This is a genomic window from Massilia sp. ST3 (assembly GCF_018119405.1).
Lineage (GTDB): Bacteria > Pseudomonadota > Gammaproteobacteria > Burkholderiales > Burkholderiaceae_D > Telluria.
Genome location: NZ_JAGPWC010000043.1, coordinates 20829 through 41054, shown reverse-complemented (window position 1 = coordinate 41054; position 20226 = coordinate 20829). Strand labels below are relative to the sequence as shown.

Below are 20226 nucleotides of genomic sequence, written 5' to 3'. Positions count from 1 at the left end.
GCGGCAAAGCCGTCCACCCTACGTGATACCGCGGCGAGATTCAGGGCGCCAGCGCCGCCAGCACCTGCCCTTTCAAGGCCTTGATCAGGGACGTCTCATCCGGCGGCACGCCCTCCGGCGCGGGATTGGTGCGGTCCGCGTAGAACAGCCCCAGCTGCGCCTTGCCCACTACCAGCGGCAGGACGATGAAGCTCTTGGCGTCCGGCAGCAGCTCCTTGTGCCAGGCCGGCAGCAGGTCGCGGATCTTGGGGCTGCCTGCGTCCGAGATCATCAGGTCGGCGTCGTTTTCCATCGCCAGGTGGAACAGGTCGCGCCCCGCCGCGGCCGGGAAGGCGAAACCGGCCTGCAGGCGCGCGCCGTCCTCGCCCAGGGACACGCGGGCCCGGTACTGGCCGGCGCGCGCGTCCTTCAGGCAGACGCAGGCGAAGCGGAAGCCCAGCGCCCCGTACAGGGTCTCGAGCACCGCGAGGATCACGTCGTTGACCTTGCCCTCGCCCGAGGCGCGCAGCTGGGTCACGTCCTGCACGCCCGCCAGCAGCAGTTCGCGCGCGTTCTTCGGCTTGCCGCTCGGGTGCACGCCGTCCTGGTCGTCCTCGCCGGCGTCCAGCGTGGCCAGCAGCAGCACGTTGGGCAGCCCGCTCGCGCCTTCCGGCTCGGCCTTGGGCGCGGGCTCCATGTTCATGCTCTGCAGCAGGGCGCTCATGCCGTCCTGTACGGCGGAGAACATGGCGTCCATGCGCTCCTTGTCCAGGTCCAGCGCCTGGCCGTAGCGCAGCAGCAGCGTGCGCGCCTCGAGGGTATCGGCCGGGTCGTGGCTGCGCGCCATCAGGCGCGCCATGTCGAGGCCGAAGGCGGCCACCTGGCGCATCCATTCGCCGCGGTTGGCCGCCACCCGCACGGCGGTCGGCGGCAGCGCGGCCTGGGCGCGCACGATCACGTCCGGGATCTTCCATTCCGCCAGCACGGCCTCGGACAAGGCGTCGTAGCTGCAGCCCAGGATCAGCTGCGATGCCTGGCCGGCGGTGTGCTTGCCGCCCGCGGTGAGGGCCGCGATCTCGCGGTAGCGGTCGTGCTCGTGGCAGGCCACCAGCAGCGGGCCCAGGTTCTTGAACAGCGCGCAGATCGCCGCTTCCTCGGCGCCCTGGTAGAAGCTGTGGCGCGCCATCTCGCGCCCCACCAGGCTGGCGCACAGGGCGGCTTCCAGTTCCACCCGCACGCTGCCCGCATGCTCGCCGCTGTCGAGGGCGTCGACCAGCAGCATGGCCAGTGCGGTGGCCTTGACGTTGTCGAAGCCGAGCAGCGAAATCGCGCGCGAGATCGTGGTCACCGGCGTGCCGGACGCGGTGCGGTACTGGACGGTATTGGACAGGCGCAGGATGCGCTGGGTCAGCGCCATGTCCGAGACCACGTAATAGGCCAGGTCATGGGTGCCCTGGTCGTCGCTGGAGGCCATCTCGACCACGCGCGCGACCGAGGCCCCGAGGGCGAACATCTCTTCGTCGCCGCAGACCTTGTGCATCAGGGCTGCGCGCACGCGGCGGGTCACGCCTTCGGGTGGGCGGGTGGTCATGGCGGCTTATTGTGCTTTCTGTGCGGCGCCCAGCACGGGCACGGCCAGCGCGGACGGCGCTGCGGGCGGGCGCGCGGCGGCCGCCGCGGGACGGGACACGGCCTTGTTGTATTTCTTGAGCACCTGCTGGTGCAGGGACGACAGCGCGCCCAGCTTGGCGTTGGCTGGATCGAGCTGGCGGATCTTGCCGATCAGTGCCGGCACCTGCTGGCCGAGGCGATCTTCCCAGCCTTCGTGCTCCAGGCAGCGCAGCACCGCCAGCGCGGCGTTGAAGGCCACGGAAGGGTTCTGCGGCAGCTTGACGGCCGCTTCCAGCATCAGGGTCACGGCGCCCTTGTAGTCGCCGCTCCTGGCGCGCGCGGCGCCGCCGGCGACCAGGTCGACCACGTGCTGGCGGCTTTCCTGGGCCAGGGTGCGGGCCAGTTCGGGGAAGCCGGCCTGCTCCATCACGCCCATGGCGCGCGTCATCACGGCGTCGCTCGAGGCATTGCGCATCACGTCGCGCACGATGTCCGAGGCGCCCTCCTCCATGTTGTTCTGGAGGCAGGTGCGGGCCAGCTCCAGCTTGAGGTCGGAGGACAGGGTGGGCGCCTCCTTGCAGGCCGCCAGCGCGGTGTTGAGGGCGTCGTTCAGGCGGGTCTCGTTGCCGGTGTATTCATGCAGCAGGGCCGAGGAGATCGCGCTGCACAGGGCGGTGTTCGGGCGTCCGCCCATCGAGCGGTCGAGGTCGCGGATCACCGAGGCGGCGGCCACCGGGTCGCCCTTGACGACCAGGGCGCGCACCAGCTTGACGTGGTCTTCGGGATCGCGGAATTCGGAATACTTGGCCTTGTCGACCACCTTCCTGAAGGCCTTTTCGGCGGCCTCGGCGTCGCCCGCCTCGAACGCGGTCTCGGCCAGGGTGCGCAGGCGCCTCACGGCGTGCGGCGACACCGCCACCGCCTCGTTCAGCACCGCCTGCGACTTGGCCAGGTCGCCCACCGCGGCATGGGTGCGGGCCAGCCAGTCGGCGGCGTCGACGAAGGTGCGGTTGGAGGACACCAGGTCTTCCAGGATCTCGCGCGCCTCCTCGAAGCGCTTGCGCACGAACAGGGTCTTGGCCAGGCCCAGGCGCGCCCAGGCGATCGCCTTGGCCTCGGCCAGCTGGCGGTAGATCGGCTCGGCCAGGTCGGCTTCGCCCAGGAACATGTGCAGCTCGGCGCGCAGGCGCAGGAAGTCGATGGCGTAGCGCGGATACTGGGCCTGGGCCTCGATGCAGACGGCGATCGCCTCGCGCTGGTCGCCGGCGTCCATCAGGGCGTAGACCGGCAGGAAGGCGTTGCGCCGGTCGAGGGCGCGCGCGATGCGCTCCAGCAGGCGGTCGGCGGTGAAGGGCTTGAGCACGTAGTCGGTCGGCGCCAGCTCGGCGGCGCTGACCACCTTGCTCTGGTTGCCTTCGGCCGTGACCATGAAGAACATGGTCGACAGGGGCATCAGCTTGTGGTGGCGCAGGTCTTCCAGCAGCTGCTGGCCATCCTGGCCGCCCTCGAGGTCGTACTCGCACAGGATCAGGTCGAACGCGCGCAAACCCAGGTGCTTGACGGCCTGGTTCGAGCTGCTGGCGTGCTCGATCCGGGTCAGTCCACACAGGTTGAGCATGCTGTGGATGTTGGCGCGCATCCCTGCATGGGGCTCGATGATCAGGGCGGTGAGGCCTTCAAGTTCGTTCATGGGTTCCGTTTTCAGCCTGCGTTGGGCGTGCCGGCCGGGCTGCATGGGCGCACGGCATCGACCCAGTATATTACGGCAGGGGAACAAAATAATTAAATCGGGTAAATACGACAATACCGCCGTGGCCGGGGTGCGGGGAAAATGCGACAGCCGGCTGGCCGCTCAGCCTTCCGGGGTGACGGCGGCGGCCTGGCGCAGCGGCAGGCGGCGGCCGTTGACGCACTCGCCCCGCGGGGCGCCGACCAGGATGTTCTGGTAGCGGACTTCGTACTTGCCGGCCGCAAGCTTGTCGATCAGGAAGCTTTCGCGCGCCTGGACGAAGGCGTGGCGCACGTTCGAGCGGCGGTCCAGGTCGTAGACCTTGACGAACACGGGCGAGGTATTGGCGCTGTTGTCGACCACCACCTGCATCTCGCTGCCGCTGTTGCCCACCGGGTAGCCGGCCAGGTAGCCGGAATCCTCGGGCCAGGGGTCGCCGGTGGGGGCATGTAGGGTCTGCAGGTCGGTGCCGCAGTCCGGCGCGCGCTGGGGCACGATCAGCTGGGTGACGGCGAGCGCCTTGATCTCGGGCGGCGGCTCCTTGCCCGCCTCGCCGCTGTAGCGGCGCGCCCAGCCTTCGATGCTGGTATCGTTGCCCAGCTCGTCCTGCGGGGCCGGGTTGGCGGCCGCCGTGTCGGCGGGGCCGGCGGCCGGTCCCGGCTTGCCGGGCCAGGCCAGGGCGCTGGGCAGCATGCTGGGCTGCTGGGCCAGCAGCACCGCGCAGGCGGCGCCGGCCACGAAGCAGGTGGTCAGGCCCAGCCACCAGCGCGGATCGCGCAGCAGGCGCGCGCGGCGCGGGCCCTCGGGCGGACGCGCTTCCCAGCTTTCCGGGCGGCCGCTGCCTTCCTCGGCGTTCGAGCTTTCCACCCACTCGACTTCCCATTCCTCGGACGCGATCCAGTCGTCGTGCTCCTTGCGGCGCACCGGGTCGGACAGGGTGTTGTAGGCGGTGTTGACGATCGCCATGATGCGGGCGGCCTTTTCGTCGCCCGGATTCTTGTCGGGATGGTATTTCTGGCTGAGGGCCTTGTACGCCGCACGAATGACTTCCTGCGGCGCGCCGCGCGCAACCTTCAGGTTGTCATAGTGGGTGTGGATCTTGGCCATGGTGTGTGGTGTGCGTGTTCAGCGAATGATAGCCGATCCGGCTGCCGCGCCACCGTACAGCTTAGCCGGATTTGTGTCCGCTGTGCAAGTTATTACCGGGTCTAGAGGCGGTGGCTGCGGTCGGCCGCCGCGATGGCGTCCGGCAGGTCCACGTCGCGGCCCACCACCAGCACCTTGAACAGTTCGCCCATCTCGGCCGGCGAGACCAGTTTCTGCACCGCCTTGGCCTGGGGCAGGAAGCGCAGCGCGTCTTCCGGATCGTGCTCCATCAGCAGCTCGCCGATGCCGGCGCCCAGCAGGAAGGAGGCCTGGTTCATGTAGGCCAGCACCGGCAGGCCGGCTTCCTGGGAGGCCAGCGCCATCGCCGTGAAATCGACGTGGGCCGTGATGTCCTGCAGTCCCGGCAGGTAGAAGGGGTCGGGATGGGAGTGATGGCGATAGTGGCACATCAGGGTGCCGCCCATGCGCTGGTCGAGGTAGTACTCGTGGGCAGGGAAGCCGTAGTCCAGCAGGATGGCCGCGCCCTTGCCACCTTCGAACATGGCGGCCAGCGAGCGCATGAAGCCGGCGCTTACCGGGTGCAGCTCGGTCAGGTAGCCTTCCGGGCGCGCGTCGTGCTCCGGCACCTGGCGCGCCAGCTGGGCTTCCAGTTCCGCGCCCAGCGGCTGCTGCACGAAGGCGAACGCGCCGTTCTCGATGGTCACCATCTGGCGCCGCCAGCCGGCGGCCGTGTTCAGCACCAGCTCGACCGGCATGGCGTCGAGCACCTCGTTGGCCAGCACCACGCCCGAGAAGCGCTCGGGCATGGCGTCCAGCCAGCGCACTTGGGGCAGGTCCTTCAGGGCTTCCTGCTGGCGCGCGCGCAGCTCGCCCGAGAGTTCGATGATGGTGTACGAATTCACCGCCACGCCCTGGGCCGCCAGCGCGGCGAGCACGTCGCGCGCCAGCTTGCCGGTGCCGGCGCCGAACTCGATGATGTCGGGCGCGCTTTGGGCGATAATAGCGGCGGCCACGCGCGCGAGCGCCGCGCCGAACAGCGGCGAGATCTCGGGCGCGGTGGTGAAATCGCCTTCCGCGCCGAGCTTCGAGGCGCCGCCGCTGTAGTAGCCGAGCCGGGGCGCGTACAGCGCCAGCTCCATGAAACGCGAAAACGGAATCGCTCCGCCCTGCCCTTCGATCTCGTCGGCGATGAGCTGTTGCAGGGAATGGGACGCGGCGAGGGCGTCGTGGTCGGGTGCTGGCAGGGACATGCCGGCATTGTAGCGAGATCGGCCCGTATCAACAATTTAGCTGCTTTGACGACACCAAGATGACGGAAACCGCTTCGACCGCCCTGCCCAGGGTCGCGCTCGTGACCGGCGGCGCGCGCCGCCTGGGACGCGCCATCGCGCTCGGCCTGGCCCACGCCGGCTGGGACGTGGCCGTGCACTACCGCCATTCCGAACCGGATGCGCTGGCCACCGTCGACGCCATCCGCGCGCTCGGCCGGCGCGCCGTGGCGCTGCAGTGCGACCTCGCCAGCGAGGACGCGGTGCGCGCCCTGCCCGGCCGCGCGGCCACCGAACTCGGCCCCCTGTCTTGCATTGTGAACAACGCTTCGTTGTTTCAATACGACAGCGCCACCGAATTCTCCCCGTCCCTGCTGGCCACCCACATGCAGGCCAACGTCGCTGCGCCGCTGCTGCTGGCCCAGGCCCTGCACGCGGCCACGCCGGAAGGGGGGCAGTCCGTGGTGATCAACTTGCTGGACCAGAAACTGTACAATCTCAACCCGGATTTTCTGTCGTACACGCTGTCGAAGGCGGCGCTGCACAGCGCCACCACGATGCTGGCCCAGGCGCTGGCGCCGAAGCTGCGCGTGGTCGGCGTGGCGCCCGGCATCACGATGGTGTCGGGAGAACAGAGCGAGGAAGGCTTCGCGCGCGCCCACCGGGCGACGCCGCTGGGGCGTTCCTCGACCCCGCAGGACATCGCCGACGCGGTGGTCTACGCCGCCGCGGCGCGCGCGCTGACCGGCACCACCCTGCTGGTCGACGGCGGCCAGCACCTGGTGCCGCTGGGCCGCGACGTGATGTTCCTGACCGAAGCACCTCATTCTATTTAATCAATAAGGCTAACCATGTTGTCCGCCCTGTCCCACCCGAGCTTGCGCGATTGCCGCCGGCTGTTCCTGCGCAACTACGAAGTGATGATCAACATCGGCGTCCACGACTTCGAGAAGAAGGCGGAACAGCGTGTCCTGATCAACGTCGACCTGTTCATCCCGCTCGAGCAGTCGACCCCGAAGGCCGACCAGCTGTCGGAAGTGGTCGACTACGACTTCATGCGCGAGACGATCGCCAAGCGCGTGTCCAAGGGCCACATCCACCTGCAGGAAACCCTGTGCGACGACGTGGTCAAGGCGATGCTGACCCACCCGCGCGTGCGCGCGGCCCGGGTGTCGACCATGAAGCCCGACGTCTACCCCGACTGCGAAGGCGTGGGCGTGGAAGTGTTCCAAGTGAAGGAAGAAGCATGAGCGAAGCGGATCTCGACCAGCTGGCGGTCGACACCAAGAAGGCGGAAAAGGTCGCCTACGAGAACAACAAGCTGCACAAGCGCCTGTGCCGCCTGGTGGGCCAGGCGATCGGCGACTTCAACATGATCGAGGACGGCGACAAGGTGATGGTCTGCCTGTCGGGCGGCAAGGACAGCTACGCCCTGCTCGACATCCTGATGACCCTGCGCGAGCGCGCGCCGATCCACTTCGACATCGTGGCGGTGAACCTCGACCAGAAGCAGCCGAACTTCCCGGCCGAGGTGCTGCCGGCCTACCTGGACAAGCTCGGCGTGCCCTACCACATCGAGAACCAGGACACCTACAGCATCGTCAAGCGCCTGATCCCGGAAGGCAAGACCACCTGCTCGCTGTGCTCGCGCCTGCGGCGCGGCATCCTCTACCGCGTGGCGGACGAGCTGGGCTGCAACAAGATCGCCCTGGGCCACCACCGCGACGACATCCTCGAGACCTTCTTCCTGAATATGTTCTTCGGCGGCAAGCTGAAGGGCATGCCGGCCAAGCTGGTCTCGGACGACGGCAAGCACATGGTGATCCGCCCGCTGGCCTACGTGAAGGAAGAAGACACCGAGCGCTACGCCGCGGTGAAGGGCTTCCCGATCATCCCGTGCGACCTGTGCGGCTCGCAGGAAAACCTGCAGCGCAAGCAGATCAAGGCCATGCTGCGCGAGTGGGAAAAGAAGCACCCGGGCCGCGTGGACAATGTGTTCTCCTCGCTCAGCACCGTGGTGCCTTCGCACCTGCAGGACCGCAACCTGTTCGGCTTCGCCGACCTGAAGGTGGACGGCGTGGCGAATCCGAACGGCGACATCGCCTTCGACGAGGAGCCGTGCTCGACGCCGGCCCCGAACACCATCTCGCTGACCCAGCTTTAAGCCGGCCGGTCACGGGATGAAACGGAGAAGCAGGGTCGTGGTACCCTGCTTTTTTTTCGCTCGAAAGGATCGGAATGTGCGTGACTTCCCGCCTGCTGCGGCAGCTGACCCTGGCCCTGGCCATCCTCCTGCCCTGCGCGGCGATGGCTGAACCGACCATCATCTACCTGGTGCGGCATGGCGAAAAGGCCGCCGTCGGCCAGGATCCCGAGCTCACCCCGCAAGGACAGGCGCGGGCGCGCAATATCGCCACCATCCTGGGGCGCGCTGGCATCACGGCCATCTTCAGCACGCCGTATGCGCGTACCCAGCAAACCGCGAAACCGCTGGCCGCGTCTCTGGCGCTGGAGGTGCAGAGCTACGATCCGCGCGCGCCGAAGGCGCTGGTGGAGAAGGTCAGGACGATCCAGGGCCCGGTGCTGGTGGTGGGGCACTCGAATACGCTGGGGGAGCTGGTGACGCTGTTCGGCGGGGCGCCGGGAACGGAGATCGGGGATGACGAGTATGACCGGCTGTACCAGCTGATCGGGGCGGAGGGGAAGGTGACGACGGTGATGTTGAGGTCGGTGGGGCAGTGATTTCCACCGTCGGCGCTTGAACCGTCATCCCCGCCAGTGGCGGGAATGACGGTTTTTAGGCTAGGGGTGAAAGGGCGTGACGCCGTCATTCGCCCAATCACAACGCCACATTCGTCCGCATCACCGGATACAGGTTGAAGCGCTCATCCCACGACGCATGCCGCTTCGCGAAGAACTCCAGGCGTGCGTGCGGGTTCTTGGCGAAGGCCGGGTCGGTCGCCAGCAGGCGCTGGAACTCCGCGGCCACCTGCGGATCGGCCGCCATCTGCTCGCGCGCCACGTCTTCCGCCACGTACTCTTCCATGTATTCCTTGCGCTCGTAGGCGGTGTTGAACAGGCCCCAGCCGGCCAGCGAGTCGGGCGCCTGCGGCTCCAGCATCGCCATCACCAGGCGCGCCTTCGGCTGGTCGATCGGCACGAACAGCGCGCCGCGCCCGATGGTGCGCGCCTCGGTCTTCCACTGGCCATCCAGGGTCAGGCGCTGGTGGCCTTCGAAGGAGGTGGCGCCGAAGCTGGCCTTGTCGGCGCGGAAGGTCTCGACCTCGGCGCGCTCGACGGCCTTGTCCAGCTTACGGAAGGCGATGCCGTGCAGCTTGAGTTTGGCGGCCACCTGCGCCGCATGCGCGGCCGGCACGATGTAGCCGGCGCGCGGCGCGGTCACTTCCAGGTCCGGCACCACTTCCTGGCGCAGCGGCACGCGCCACACCTGCGGCTTGCTTTCGTCGTAGCGGGTCATCAGCATGCCCGACACGTCCGAATGCTGGCGCGTGTACTCGTAGCCCTGGAAGTCGACCATCTCGGTCTTGTCGGTGGTGCGGTAGGTCAGCGCCACCTTGGCTTCGGCCAGCTTCGCGGCGCGCGCGTCGGCGGCCCAGGCGGCCTGCTGCCAGGCCTTGCCGTGTTTGGCGACCTGCTCCAGGATCGAAATCACGGTGTTGTGGGTGACGCGCACGCGGGTCGGGTAGTCCTTCCACGAATGGGTCTCGACCAGCAGCGCCATGCGGTTGCGCAGCTGGAAGTAGCCGGTCGAGAAGCGCGGTTCGGACACGCTGTCGACGAAGCCCGACATCGGGTCGTCGGTCTTGGCGAAGGACATGTAGTAGGACTGCGGCGTCGAGCCCTGCCTGGCGATGTCGGCGATGACGTTGGTGCGCAGCGCCAGGCCGGCCTTGCGGAATTCCGGGTCGCCCGAATACACCGGCTCGACCTGGATCGAGACGTCGTGCTGGAACTTGGCGCCGTCGGTCACGTGCAGGTCGACATAGGTCAGCGGATCCCAGGCGTTCACCAGGCCCAGCATGGCCTGCATCTCGGGCGCGTCGGCCTTCACGTAGTCGCGGTTCAGGTTGTAGTTCTGGGCGGTGGTGCGCCAGCCCATCTCGACCGGGCCGCGCTGGTTCGGGCGGTTCCACTTGCCGAAGCGCTCGTGGCCGTCGACGTTGAACACCGGGACGAAGAGCAGCACCTGCTTGCTCAGCGCGCCCTTGGCCAGGCGCCCTTCCAGTATTTCGCGCAGGGCCAGGAAGCCGGCGTCCTTGCCGTCGATCTCGCCCGCGTGGATGCCGCCCTGGATCAGGGTCACCGGCAGGCCCTGGCGCTTGGCGTCGAGCGGCGTGAAGGCGCCGCTGGCGCTCACGATCAGGGCTTTCATCGGGCGGTCTTCCGGGGTGCGGCCGAAGTCGATGCACTTGACCTGCTTCGGATAGGCCTTCTGGAAGGCGGCGCACAGGGCGATCACTTCCTCGTAGCGGCCGGTGGCCTGGAAGCCGGAGCGTTCCGAGACGGTGCTCAAGGCGGAAGCGGGAGCGGCATGGGACAGCGGCGCGGCGGTAAGCAGGGCTAGCAGGAACGCGGAACGGATCATCGGGAAGGTCTCCGGCAAGTGAAGAGGTCGCAAAGCCGGAGATTATAGACGCGTTGCCCGACGCCGGAAGGCATCGGGTAACGGGAAGTGCAGTTTAGCGGCGCTCGGGGTAGATCGCGATTTCCTTCGCCTGCGGGCGCACCAGTTCCATCTTGACTTGGCGCGCACGGCTCTGCGCCGACGGCGCCGGGCAGGCGTTGCTGGTGCGGTAGGCCAGGGCCGCGGCCAGCAGGCCTTCGGCCGGGTCGCCCACCGGGCGCGACAGGTCGTCCGCCACCTGGCAGGTTGGCGCCAGGCCGTCCGCGAAGTCGCCGTAGCCCTTGTGGTTCACGCCCTTGAACTCGATCGAGAAATAAGTCGTGCCGCAGTTCGGCACCGGCGTGAAGCCATAGGGCTTGCCGCAGGTGGCGCCGCCGATCTGGATCACCTCGATGTCGGCGCCGCGCAGGCCGTTAATGACCGCCTCGCTGGCCGAGCAGGTGCCCGAGGTGCTCAGCACCGTCACGCGGTTCAAGCCCAGGTAAGGCAGGGCCGTGCCGCCGCGGATCGGGTCGGGCGAGGAGAAGCCGTAGGCCGTGGAGCGGAACATGATCGGCGCCTCGGCGCCCTGCTTGTCGTTGTACTGCGGGCGCTCGAACACCTTGCCGGCGGTGGCCGCCGGGCCGGCGATCATGTAGGCCAGCTCGCTGGCGACGTAGAGCAGGCCACCGCCGTTGTAGCGCATGTCCAGCACCAGGTCGCTCACGCCCTGCTGCTTGAAGGTGGTGAAGGCGTCCACCAGCTGCTTCTCGGACACGCCGTTATGCGTGTCGAAGGTCAGGTAGCCGACCTTGCCGTTGGCGGTGTCCAGCACCTTGACGTTCTTCACCGGATCGACGCGCACTTCGGCGCCGGTCATGGTGACCTCGAAGGGCGCGCCGGCGCGCTGGAAGGTGAAGCGGTGCGCCGTGCCCGCCGAGGTCGGGAACAGGCCCTCGTTGATGGCGTCGACCGCGGCGTCGCCGCTGGCATTGATGAAATCGATGTTGTCGACCCGGGTCAGCATGTCGCCGCGGCGCACGCCGGCCGCTTCCGCCGGCGAGCCCGGTTCGACCGCGGTCACCAGCCAGGTGCGCGGGATCTTCGGCTCGGTGTTGCGCGAGAAGGTAAGGCCGTAGCCCAGGTCGATGCCTTCGTTCTGCATCGCTTCCCATTCCGCGGTCGGATAGGTGAAGTGATACCGGTCCTTGGCCTTGCCCGAGGCGGTCAGCGCCGGGGTCTTGAGGACGTCGAAGTAGTCGAGCGCGCTGGTGAAATCCGCCATCCGGTAGGTGTTCGGCACCTCGTTGTACCAGAGGTAATACTCGTTGGTCCAGGCGCGCAGGAACTTCAGCTCGTCGAGCAGGGTGCCCTGGCGGTCCGGGAAAGGCCGGCCGCTGGCGTCGACGCCGGTGCGCGGGGCGGCGCACAGGTTCCAGTAGGTGCCGAAGGCCTCGCCCAGCAGGTTGGGATTGAGGTCTTCCGGCGACTGCTGGCCGGCGGGCGGCGGCGGAGGCGTCGTGGCCGGGGGCGGCTGCTGGCCGGTGGGCGGAGGTGTCGTCGTGCCGGCCGTGGCGCCGGGCGAGCCTCCCCCACCGCCGCAAGCGGCGAGCAGCAGCAGCGCTGCGAGCGAGGTGGAGACGAGGCGGAGGGAGGCGGAAGGCGTTCTCATGCGCCCGATTATAGACGTGCATATCGGGCGCAAGTGCAAGCAACTGTAACAGTTGGGTCTGCCGAACAACAGGTGATGCTAGAGATACATTAATTGTAGGGTTGGCGATTTCGCCGCCGACGCGTTCAACGGTTGCCGGAACCGATGCGATATTGATACGTTACGTATCACCGCGTCGGCGGCAAAGCCGCCAACCCTGCGGCTTATGCAGCCTGCGACGCCGCGCCGGCCGGCGCATGGAAAGCCTGCACCAGCGCGGCTTCCTTCTGCTTGGCCGCCTTCAGGTGGCGCTCCTTCACGTGGCCGTAGCCGCGGATGTCTTCCGGGATGCTGGCGATCGCCACGGCCTGAGGAAGGTTTTCGAGCGTTAGCTTCGGCAGCAGCGCCTCGACGGTCGCACGGTATTCGCCGATCAGGGCGCGTTCGGTGCGGCGCTCGGCGGTGTAGCCGAACACGTCGAGCGGGGTGCCGCGCAGACCCTTGAACTTGGCCAGCACGCCGAAGGCGCGCATCATCCAGGGACCGTATTCCTTCTTGATCGCGCGGCCTTCCTTGTCGTGCTTGGCCAGCAGCGGCGGCGCCAGGTGGAACTTGAGCTTGATGTCGCCTTCGAACATGCCCGCGATCTTGGCCTTGAAGGCCGGATCGGTGTGCAGGCGGGCGACTTCGTACTCGTCCTTGTAGGCCATCAGCTTGTAGAAGTAGCGCGCGACCGCCTCGGCCAGGCGGGTGCCCTTGCCCAGCTTGGCTTCCTCGGCGCGCACCTGGTCCACGAAGGCCTTGTACTGCGCGGCGTAGGCGGCGTTCTGGTAGGCGGTCAGCAGCTCGACGCGGCGGTTGATCAGCTCGTCCAGGGTCTGGGTGCGCTTGAACTCGATCACCTGGGCCGGGGTGGTCAGCTTCTTGACCGCTGCCAGGTCGTGCGCCGCGGTGCGGCCCCAGTTGAAGGCGGCCTTGTTGAAGGGCACCGAGACGCCGTTCAGTTCGATCGCCTTCAGCAGCGAGGCTTCCTGCAGCGGCACATGGCCCTTCTGGAAGGCGTAGCCCAGCATGAACATGTTGGTCGCGATCGCGTCGCCCATCAGGGCGGTGGCGATCTGGCCGGCGTCGACGAAGTCGACGTTCTGGGCGCCGCAAGCCTGCAGGATGGCGCCGCGCGAACCCTCGGCCGGGAATTGCCAGTCCGGGTTCTTGACGAAGGCCGCGGTGGTGGCGCCGGTCGAATTGACGGCGGCCCAGGTACGGCCTTCGCCCATGCGGCTCAGGGCGTCGCGGCTGGAGGTGACGATCTGGTCGCAGCCGATCACGAGGTCGGCGCTGCCGGTGCCCACGCGGGTCGAGTGCAGGTCGGACTGGCGTTCGGCCAGGCGCACGTGCGACATCACCGGGCCGCCCTTCTGGGCCAGGCCGGACTGGTCGAGCACGATCGCGCCCTTGCCTTCGACGTGGGCCGCCACCGCCAGGATCTGGCCGACGGTGACCACGCCGGTGCCGCCGACGCCAGCGACCAGGATGCCGAAGGGCTCGGCCACCGACGGGATGGCGGGCGACGGCAGGGCCGGCGGAGCCGCTTCGGAAGTCGCCGCTTTCTTCGGCTTCTTCAGGCCGCCGCCTTCGACGGTCACGAAGCTCGGGCAGAAGCCCGACACGCAGGAGAAGTCTTTGTTGCAGGAGGACTGGTTGATCTGGCGCTTGCGGCCCAGTTCGGTTTCCAGCGGCTCGACCGACAGGCAGTTCGACTGCACCGAGCAGTCGCCGCAGCCTTCGCACACGGCTTCGTTGATGACGGCGCGCTTGGCCGGGTCGGGGAACTCGCCTTTCTTGCGGCGGCGGCGCTTCTCGGAGGCGCAGGTCTGGTCGTAGATCACGGCCGACACGCCCGGCATCTCGCGCAGTTCCTTCTGCACGTCCATCAGTTCGGAACGGTGGCGCACGGTGACGCCTTCGGCCCAGGCGTAGTCGTCCGGGTATTTCTCCGGCTCGTCGGTGACCACGATGATCGGGCGCACGCCTTCGGCCGCGATCTGGCGCGTGATCATGCCCGGATCGAGCGGGCCGTCGACGTTCTGGCCGCCGGTCATGGCGACCGCGTCGTTGTACAGGATCTTGTAGGTGATGTTGACCTTCGCGGCCACGGCCGCGCGGATCGCCAGGATGCCCGAGTGGAAATAGGTGCCGTCGCCCAGGTTGACGAAGACGTGCTTCTCGTCGGTGAACGGCGACTGGCCGATCCAGGTCGTGCCTTCCGCGCCCATGTGGGTGAAGGTGGAGGTCTCGCGGTCCATCCACAGCACCATGTAGTGGCAGCCGATGCCGGCCATGGCGCGCGAGCCTTCCGGCACCTTGGTCGAGCTGTTGTGCGGGCAGCCCGAGCAGAAATAAGGAATGCGGTCGGTCTGCGGATTGCCCTTGGCCGGGATGTTCTTCAGCACCAGTTCCTTGGCTTCCAGGAAGGCGATGCGTTCCTTCACGCGCTGCTCGACCGGGTGGCCGGCGCAGTAGTGCGAGATGCGCGACGCGATGGCGCGCGCGATCTGGGCCGGGCTCAGCTCGTAGGTGGCCGGCAGCAGCCAGTCGCCGTGGCCCATGCGGTCCTTGTTGCTCCATTCGCCAGTGTCATCGAACTTGCCGACCACGCGCGGGCGCTCGCTGTCCGGCAGGTTGTACAGGGCTTCCTTGAGCGCGTATTCCATCACCTGACGCTTTTCTTCGACCACCAGGATCTCGTCCAGGCCGCGCGCGAACTCGTGCACGCCTTCGGATTCGAGCGGCCAGGTCATGCCGACCTTGTACAGGCGCAGGCCGATGTCGCGCGCCGCTTCTTCGTCGATGCCGAGGTCGGCCAGGGCCTGGCGGGTGTCGACATAGCTCTTGCCGGCGGTGATGATGCCGATCTTCGGCTTCGGGCTGTCCCAGATGATGCGGTTCAGCTTGTTGGCGCGCGCGTAGGCCAGCGCGGCGTACCACTTGAAGTTGTTCATCCGGACTTCCTGGTCCAGCACGGCGTCCGGCCAGCGGATGTTCAGGCCGCCCTGGGGCAGTTCGAAGTCGGTGGGGGTGACGATCTGGACGCGGTCCGGGTCGAGGTCGACCACGGCGCCCGATTCGATGATGTCGGTCACGCACTTCATCGACACCCACAGGCCGGTGTAGCGGCTCATGGCCCAGGCATGCAGGCCGAAGTCGATGTATTCCTGGACCGAGGACGGGTACAGGACCGGGATGCCGCAGTGGGTCAGGATGTGGTCGGACTGGTGCGCGGTGGAGGAGGACTTGGCCGCGTGGTCGTCGCCGGCCAGCACCAGCACGCCGCCATGCTTGGCGGAGCCGGCGTTGTTGCCGTGCTTGAAGACGTCGCCGCAGCGGTCCACGCCCGGGCCCTTGCCGTACCACATGGCGAACACGCCGTCGTACTTGGCGTCCTTGTACAGGTTGGTCTGCTGGGTGCCCCAGACGGCGGTCGCCGCCAGGTCTTCGTTCATGCCCGGGTGGAACTTGACGTGGTGGGCCTCGAGGTGCTTCTTCGCCTTCATCGCGGTCTGGTCGACCGAGGTGACCGGCGAACCGCGGTAGCCGGTGATGTAGCCGGCGGTGTTCAAACCATCCTTGAGGTCGCGCTCGCGCTGCAGCATGGGCAGGCGGATCAGGGCCTGGGTGCCGGTCATGAAGGCGCGGCCGCGCTCGAGCGTCCACTTGTCGTCGAGCGTGATGTCGTGCGGCAGCGCCAGGTCGGCGCGCTCCAGGGGTGCGTTCATTGGTGTCTCCGTGTTTCGCTTCAGATGAGCGGAAGGCGGCTGGGCGCCGCCGGTCCGCATGGCGAACTGGCCTGCGTGGCGCCGGCGCGACGGACTCTTCTTGGTCTTGTGGTCGCGCGGCAGGCGTGGGTCAGTCTCCTCCCGTGTTGCGGAGAGTATAGTCCTGGCCTCCAAGCATTAAATTCCAAACAATTCCCCCCACTTCGCAATTTGCGCAATAAAATTGCGGTATGCACGAGAACACCGAGGGAAGCATGTCAAAGATTGAGCTGGATAAAACCGACCGCAAGATTCTTGAAATCCTGCAAACAGACGGGCGCCTGTCGAACCAGGACGTGGCCGAGCGCGTGAACCTGTCGCCCTCGCCCTGCCTGCGCCGCATCAAGCGGCTGGAGGAAGCGGGCGTGATCCGCCAGTACGTGGCCCTGCTCGATCCGGACAAGATCGGCCTCGGCCTGCTGGCCTATGTGAACGTGCGCCTGGAAAAGCACAGCGAAGTGGCCAGCGCCAGCCGCGCCCCGGGCCTGCCGGCCACCTCGCCGCGCAACGACTTCGCGGTGTCGGTGGGCTCCTGGCCGGAAGTGGTCGCCTGCTATGCGATGACGGGCGAGATGGATTTCCTGCTGCGCGTGCATGTGGGCGACATGGACCACTTCTCGCGCTTCATGATGGGGACCCTGCTCAAGCATCCGGCGGTGCTGGATGTGAAGTCGAGCTTTGCGCTGCAGCGGATCAAAGAGACCACGGCGATGCCATTGGTATAAGAGGCGTCAGCTGATTTTGTTCAGCTCCGCCTCATACGTCGTCCCCGCGCAGGCGGGGATCCAAGTTTGCAAGCGTATCGATGATGCAAGCAGAACTTGGGTCCCCGCCTTCGCGGGGATGACGTTTTTAAGCTAACGATTATTGTCGCGTCGAACGTTCACACCCTGATCTCACCAAAAAACCCCAGCTGCAAACTCGACGCGATCCGTTCCGCCACCAGGATCGCCTCCTTCGCCTCCTCCGCGCCGAACACCTCCACCGTGGTCAGCTTGAACAGCATCAGCCAGCGGATGAAATGCTCGCCCTCGATGCCGCTCAGCGCCATGTGCTTGCCGAACACATTGCCCTCGAACTCGCCGGTGCCGAGCAGGACCTTGGTCCAGAACCCATACATGCGCGGCATGTGTTCCTGCCAGCGCCCGGCCAGCTTGGCCTCGAACACGGGACCGAGCACGGCGTCCTCGCGTACGCGCCCGTAGAAGGTATCGACCAGCCGGATGATGGAAGACGGGGTGATTGCAGGTGCGGTCATCGCTTGCCTCTGATGGAATGCCCCATTCTATCAAATATGCATTTTCTATGCAGCTTAAAGCCGGCAGTGGCCGCCTGCCTGTCACCAAATTTCCACTTCCTCCTTGCGCCCCCCGGATTCCGACCTAAGCTGAGTAGGCGTGGCCATGTTGGCAACGCCGTGCCGCGCCCGCCAGGCGCGCCGACCACGTCGATCATCCCGGAGGGAATGATGAACCATCGCCTGATCTTCCGACTCGCAGCCGTCCTTGGGGTGGGTTTCGGCCTCATGCTGATGCTCACGCCGGATGCGCTGATGAGCGCCTATGGCGCGGAAAGCATGAATATCACGGGCCGCCACATGGCCATGCTGTACGGCGCATCGCTCGCCGGCTACGGTCTCATGAACTGGGGCGCCAGCCGCGCCGTCGAACTCGCCGAGATCCACTACGTCCTGATCGGCAACCTGGCCGGCCACGGGCTCGGGCTGGTGGTCAGCCTCTACCGCCAGCTGATGGTGCCGGGGACGCCGGACACCGCCTGGCTCAACGTCCTGATCTTCCTGACCTTCAGCATCCTGTTCGGCTACCTGTACCGAACCAGCCCGGCCGGCTACCGCCTGCATGCGGCGGCCCGCCACGCCTAGTCCGGCGCCAGCCCCGCATACCACTGCGCATAGGGCGTGTTGGCCACCATGCGCCGGTTGTGGTCCGGGGCCCCGTCGGTCCACCAGACGGGGCCGCGCTCCCCCAGCGCGCGCTTGGCCGCATCGACCGCGGCGCGCGCACGGCGTTCGGCCTCGGCGTCCTTCGCCTTGACGGCCAGGCCCACCTGGCGCCGCGCGCCCATGAGCGCATTGACCAGTTCCTGGCGCTGCTCCGGCGCCAGTCCCGGATTGCTGGCGCGCCACAGGCGGCCGTCCACCACGAAGTAGCGGCCGTCCGGCGTGACGGGATGGTGGGCGGGAGCGGTCATGGCCCCTACTTTACCCAGGTTCAGCGGCCGGCGCCGTCCTCCAGGTCGCGGATGCGCAGGGTCGCTTCCAGCCCGCCCTGAGGGTGGTTGCGCAGTTCCAGCGTGCCGTTCATCGCCGTCGCCAGCTGCCGGGCGATGGCCAGCCCCAGGCCGGTGCCGCCGGTGTCGCGGTTGCGCGAGGCTTCCAGCCGGTAGAAGGGCTCGAACACCTTCTCCAGTTCGGCCTCGGGAATGCCGGGGCCGAAATCCCTGACCCGGATCGTCACCTCGCCAGGATGCTCCCGGGCCACGCCGACCCGCACCGCGCCTGCGTACTTCAGGCCGTTGTCGATCAGGTTGCCCAGCACGCGGCGCAGGGCCTGGGGACGCGCCGCGATCGAGACGCCGGCCTTGCCTTCCAGGCTGACGTCCTGGCCCGCATCGCGGTAGTCGCCGGCCAGGCTTTCCAGCATGGAGTCCGGGTCGATCCGGACCGGCGCCTCGCGCGCGCCGTGCAGGGTGCGCGCATAGGCCACGCCGTCCTTCACCAGGGCTTCCATCTCGCGCAGGTCGCGGTTCATCTTGTCGCGCTGGACCTCGTCGTCCATCATGTCGGCCCGCATGCGCATGCGCGTGATCGGCGTCTGCAGGTCGTGCGAGATCGCGGCCAGGATCTGGGTGCGCTCGCTCATGTAGGAGGCGATGCGCTCCTGCATCGCATTGAAGGCCCGGGCGGCGCGCGCGACTTCGAGCGGGCCGGATTCGGGCAGCCGTTCGGACTGCAGGTCGGGCCCCAGGCTGTCGGCCGCGCGCGCCAGCTGGGCCAGCGGGCGGGTCGCCAGGCGCACCCCGGCCCAGGTGCACAGCGCCAGCAAGACCAGCTGGCCCGCCAGCACGGCGGGCAGCCAGGGCGACACCGGCATGCCGGCCGGCCGCATGTCGATGGTCAGGGGCATGCCGTCGCTCAGGATCACGTGGGCCTGGACCCGGTTCGGATGGCCCGGCGCGGCGCTCGCCGTGACCCGGTAACGCCGTCCGATGGACTCGACGAAGGAATCGGCGATGCGCTTCGACAGTTCGGTGTCGGGCATATGCCCTGGCTCGCCGGGACCGATGGCGAAGCGGTAGGTGCGGCGCGCCAGCCGGGGCAGCCAGTCGGCGCGCTCGGCGGCCGGAAGCCGGTCCAGCAGGGCGACCGAGCTGGCCACGTCCTGTTCCAGGAAGTTGAGCATCAGGCCGACCGTGGCTTCGCGGCGCTCGCTCATGATCCAGACATAGGTCAGCGCCTGCGCCAGCGCCAGCCCGGCCAGCAGGACCAGCATCAGCCGCATGAACAGGGAGCGCGGCAAGCGCAGTGCGCCCATGTTCATGGCGCGCCGTCCACGAACTCCACCGGCGACGAGAACACATAGCCTTCGCTGCGCAGGGTCTTGATATAGCGCGGCTCGCGCGCATCGTCGCCCAGGCGCTGGCGCACGCGGCTCACCAGGAGGTCGATCGAGCGGTCGAACAGGTCAGCCTCGCGGCCCTGGGTCAGGTTCAGCAGCTGGTCGCGGGTGAGCACGCGCTGAGGATGGTCGAGGAAGACCCGCAGCAGGCGATACTCGGCCCCGCTCAGGGACACCATCGTGCCCTCGCGGTCCAGCAGGTGGCGGCCGACCGTGTCGAGCCGCCAGTCGCCGAAGGCGATGAACTGCCCGGGCTCCTTGACCTCGAGATTGGGCGGCAGCATGCGGGTGCGGCGCAGGATCGAGCGGATGCGGGCATACAGCTCGCGCACCGCGAAGGGCTTGGTGAGGTAGTCGTCGGCGCCCATTTCGAGGCCGACGATGCGGTCGGTTTCCTCGTCGCGCGCGGTGAGCATCAGGACCGGCATGCTGCGCCACTTGCCGGCGCGCAGGTCGCGGCACAGGGTCAGGCCGTCCTCGCCCGGCATCATGAGGTCGAGCACCACCAGGTCGAACTGGTGCTGCTCCATCAGGCTGCGCATCTGGCGCCCGTTGGCGGCGGTGGCGGCGCGCATGCCCTGCTTTTCCAGGTAGGCGGCGATCAGTTCGCGGATCTCGAGGTCGTCGTCGACGATCAGGATGTGGTCGGGAGTGTCCATGGTTTCCTGGTAAAGGTTTCTTCGCTTGCTTTCACGGCTTCTTTATACCCGTCTCGCGACGGACTTTTGTATCCCAGTGTATCCGGCCCGGGAATCGGTACAGTACATTGCAAAAACCCCGGCCGTGGACACAGCCGGGATACGC

The 20226-nt window shown here is 67.7% G+C and carries 16 protein-coding genes and 1 pseudogene; 6 read left to right on the top strand and 11 right to left on the bottom strand.

Going from position 1 to position 20226, the window contains the following annotated elements:
• Window positions 1-40: 40 nt before the first annotated feature.
• From KBW98_RS15355 to KBW98_RS15340, 4 genes and pseudogenes are all read right to left on the bottom strand, one after another.
• A complete protein-coding gene (locus tag KBW98_RS15355; protein ID WP_211521023.1) occupies window positions 41-1570 on the bottom strand; it encodes an HDOD domain-containing protein in 1530 nt (509 codons plus the stop codon).
• Window positions 1571-1576: 6 nt separating this feature from the next.
• Window positions 1577-3280, bottom strand: coding sequence for a tetratricopeptide repeat-containing response regulator (locus KBW98_RS15350; protein ID WP_211521022.1), 1704 nt, complete (start codon window positions 3278-3280; stop codon window positions 1577-1579).
• Between the two features lie 954 nt (window positions 3281-4234).
• Window positions 4235-4426 (bottom strand): annotated as a pseudogene (locus KBW98_RS24210) (J domain-containing protein); the annotation flags it as partial.
• A 101-nt stretch (window positions 4427-4527) separates the two neighbouring features.
• On the bottom strand, window positions 4528-5676 hold the full coding sequence (locus KBW98_RS15340) for a class I SAM-dependent methyltransferase (protein WP_211521020.1): 1149 nt from the start codon (window positions 5674-5676) through the stop codon (window positions 4528-4530).
• A 59-nt stretch (window positions 5677-5735) separates the two neighbouring features.
• Here KBW98_RS15340 and KBW98_RS15335 point away from each other — a divergent pair, with 59 nt between their 5' ends.
• The 4 genes from KBW98_RS15335 (at window position 5736) to KBW98_RS15320 (ending at window position 8436) form a co-directional block, all read left to right on the top strand.
• Window positions 5736-6530: an SDR family oxidoreductase gene (locus tag KBW98_RS15335; RefSeq protein ID WP_211521019.1), complete on the top strand. Its 795-nt coding sequence runs from the start codon at window positions 5736-5738 to the stop codon at window positions 6528-6530.
• Between the two features lie 15 nt (window positions 6531-6545).
• On the top strand, window positions 6546-6944 hold the full coding sequence (locus KBW98_RS15330) for a dihydroneopterin aldolase (RefSeq protein WP_211521018.1): 399 nt from the start codon (window positions 6546-6548) through the stop codon (window positions 6942-6944).
• A complete protein-coding gene (ttcA, locus tag KBW98_RS15325; RefSeq protein WP_211521017.1) occupies window positions 6941-7858 on the top strand; it encodes a tRNA 2-thiocytidine(32) synthetase TtcA in 918 nt (305 codons plus the stop codon). Before KBW98_RS15330 ends, ttcA begins: the two co-directional genes overlap by 4 nt.
• 74 nt (window positions 7859-7932) lie before the next feature.
• Window positions 7933-8436: a histidine phosphatase family protein gene (locus tag KBW98_RS15320; RefSeq protein WP_211521016.1), complete on the top strand. Its 504-nt coding sequence runs from the start codon at window positions 7933-7935 to the stop codon at window positions 8434-8436.
• 97 nt (window positions 8437-8533) lie between these two features.
• Here the strand turns inward: KBW98_RS15320 and KBW98_RS15315 are convergent, their stop codons facing one another.
• The 3 genes from KBW98_RS15315 to KBW98_RS15305 all read right to left on the bottom strand — a co-directional run bounded on the left by KBW98_RS15315 (window position 8534) and on the right by KBW98_RS15305 (window position 15745).
• Window positions 8534-10300, bottom strand: a complete 1767-nt coding sequence (locus KBW98_RS15315; protein ID WP_211521015.1) for a M14 family metallopeptidase — start codon at window positions 10298-10300, stop codon at window positions 8534-8536.
• A 94-nt stretch (window positions 10301-10394) separates the two neighbouring features.
• Entirely contained in the window at window positions 10395-11990 is a 1596-nt protein-coding gene (locus KBW98_RS15310) for a S41 family peptidase (RefSeq protein WP_211521014.1), read from the bottom strand.
• A 203-nt stretch (window positions 11991-12193) separates the two neighbouring features.
• Window positions 12194-15745 (bottom strand): indolepyruvate ferredoxin oxidoreductase family protein, encoded by a 3552-nt coding sequence (locus KBW98_RS15305; protein ID WP_211521013.1) that lies wholly within the window; start codon window positions 15743-15745, stop codon window positions 12194-12196.
• A gap of 254 nt (window positions 15746-15999) precedes the next feature.
• On the opposite strand from KBW98_RS15305, the gene KBW98_RS15300 reads away from it, so the two are divergent.
• A complete protein-coding gene (locus KBW98_RS15300) occupies window positions 16000-16509 on the top strand; it encodes an Lrp/AsnC family transcriptional regulator (RefSeq protein WP_211521012.1) in 510 nt (169 codons plus the stop codon).
• A 158-nt stretch (window positions 16510-16667) separates the two neighbouring features.
• Here KBW98_RS15300 and KBW98_RS15295 read toward each other — a convergent pair whose 3' ends face one another.
• The gene (locus tag KBW98_RS15295) at window positions 16668-17042 is read right to left on the bottom strand and encodes a group III truncated hemoglobin (protein WP_211521011.1); all 375 of its coding nucleotides are present in this window, start codon (window positions 17040-17042) and stop codon (window positions 16668-16670) included.
• Between the two features lie 207 nt (window positions 17043-17249).
• Here KBW98_RS15295 and KBW98_RS15290 point away from each other — a divergent pair, with 207 nt between their 5' ends.
• On the top strand, window positions 17250-17666 hold the full coding sequence (locus tag KBW98_RS15290) for a hypothetical protein (protein ID WP_211521010.1): 417 nt from the start codon (window positions 17250-17252) through the stop codon (window positions 17664-17666).
• Here the strand turns inward: KBW98_RS15290 and KBW98_RS15285 are convergent.
• The 3 genes from KBW98_RS15285 to KBW98_RS15275 are packed head-to-tail and all read right to left on the bottom strand — an operon-like array spanning window position 17663 to window position 20081.
• A complete protein-coding gene (locus KBW98_RS15285; protein WP_211521009.1) occupies window positions 17663-17995 on the bottom strand; it encodes a hypothetical protein in 333 nt (110 codons plus the stop codon). The two genes, KBW98_RS15290 and KBW98_RS15285, sit on opposite strands and share 4 nt — an antisense overlap.
• A gap of 20 nt (window positions 17996-18015) precedes the next feature.
• Entirely contained in the window at window positions 18016-19344 is a 1329-nt protein-coding gene (locus KBW98_RS15280) for an ATP-binding protein (RefSeq protein WP_211521008.1), read from the bottom strand.
• The gene (locus tag KBW98_RS15275; RefSeq protein WP_211521007.1) at window positions 19341-20081 is read right to left on the bottom strand and encodes a response regulator; all 741 of its coding nucleotides are present in this window, start codon (window positions 20079-20081) and stop codon (window positions 19341-19343) included. Before KBW98_RS15275 ends, KBW98_RS15280 begins: the two co-directional genes overlap by 4 nt.
• Window positions 20082-20226 lie beyond the last annotated feature (145 nt).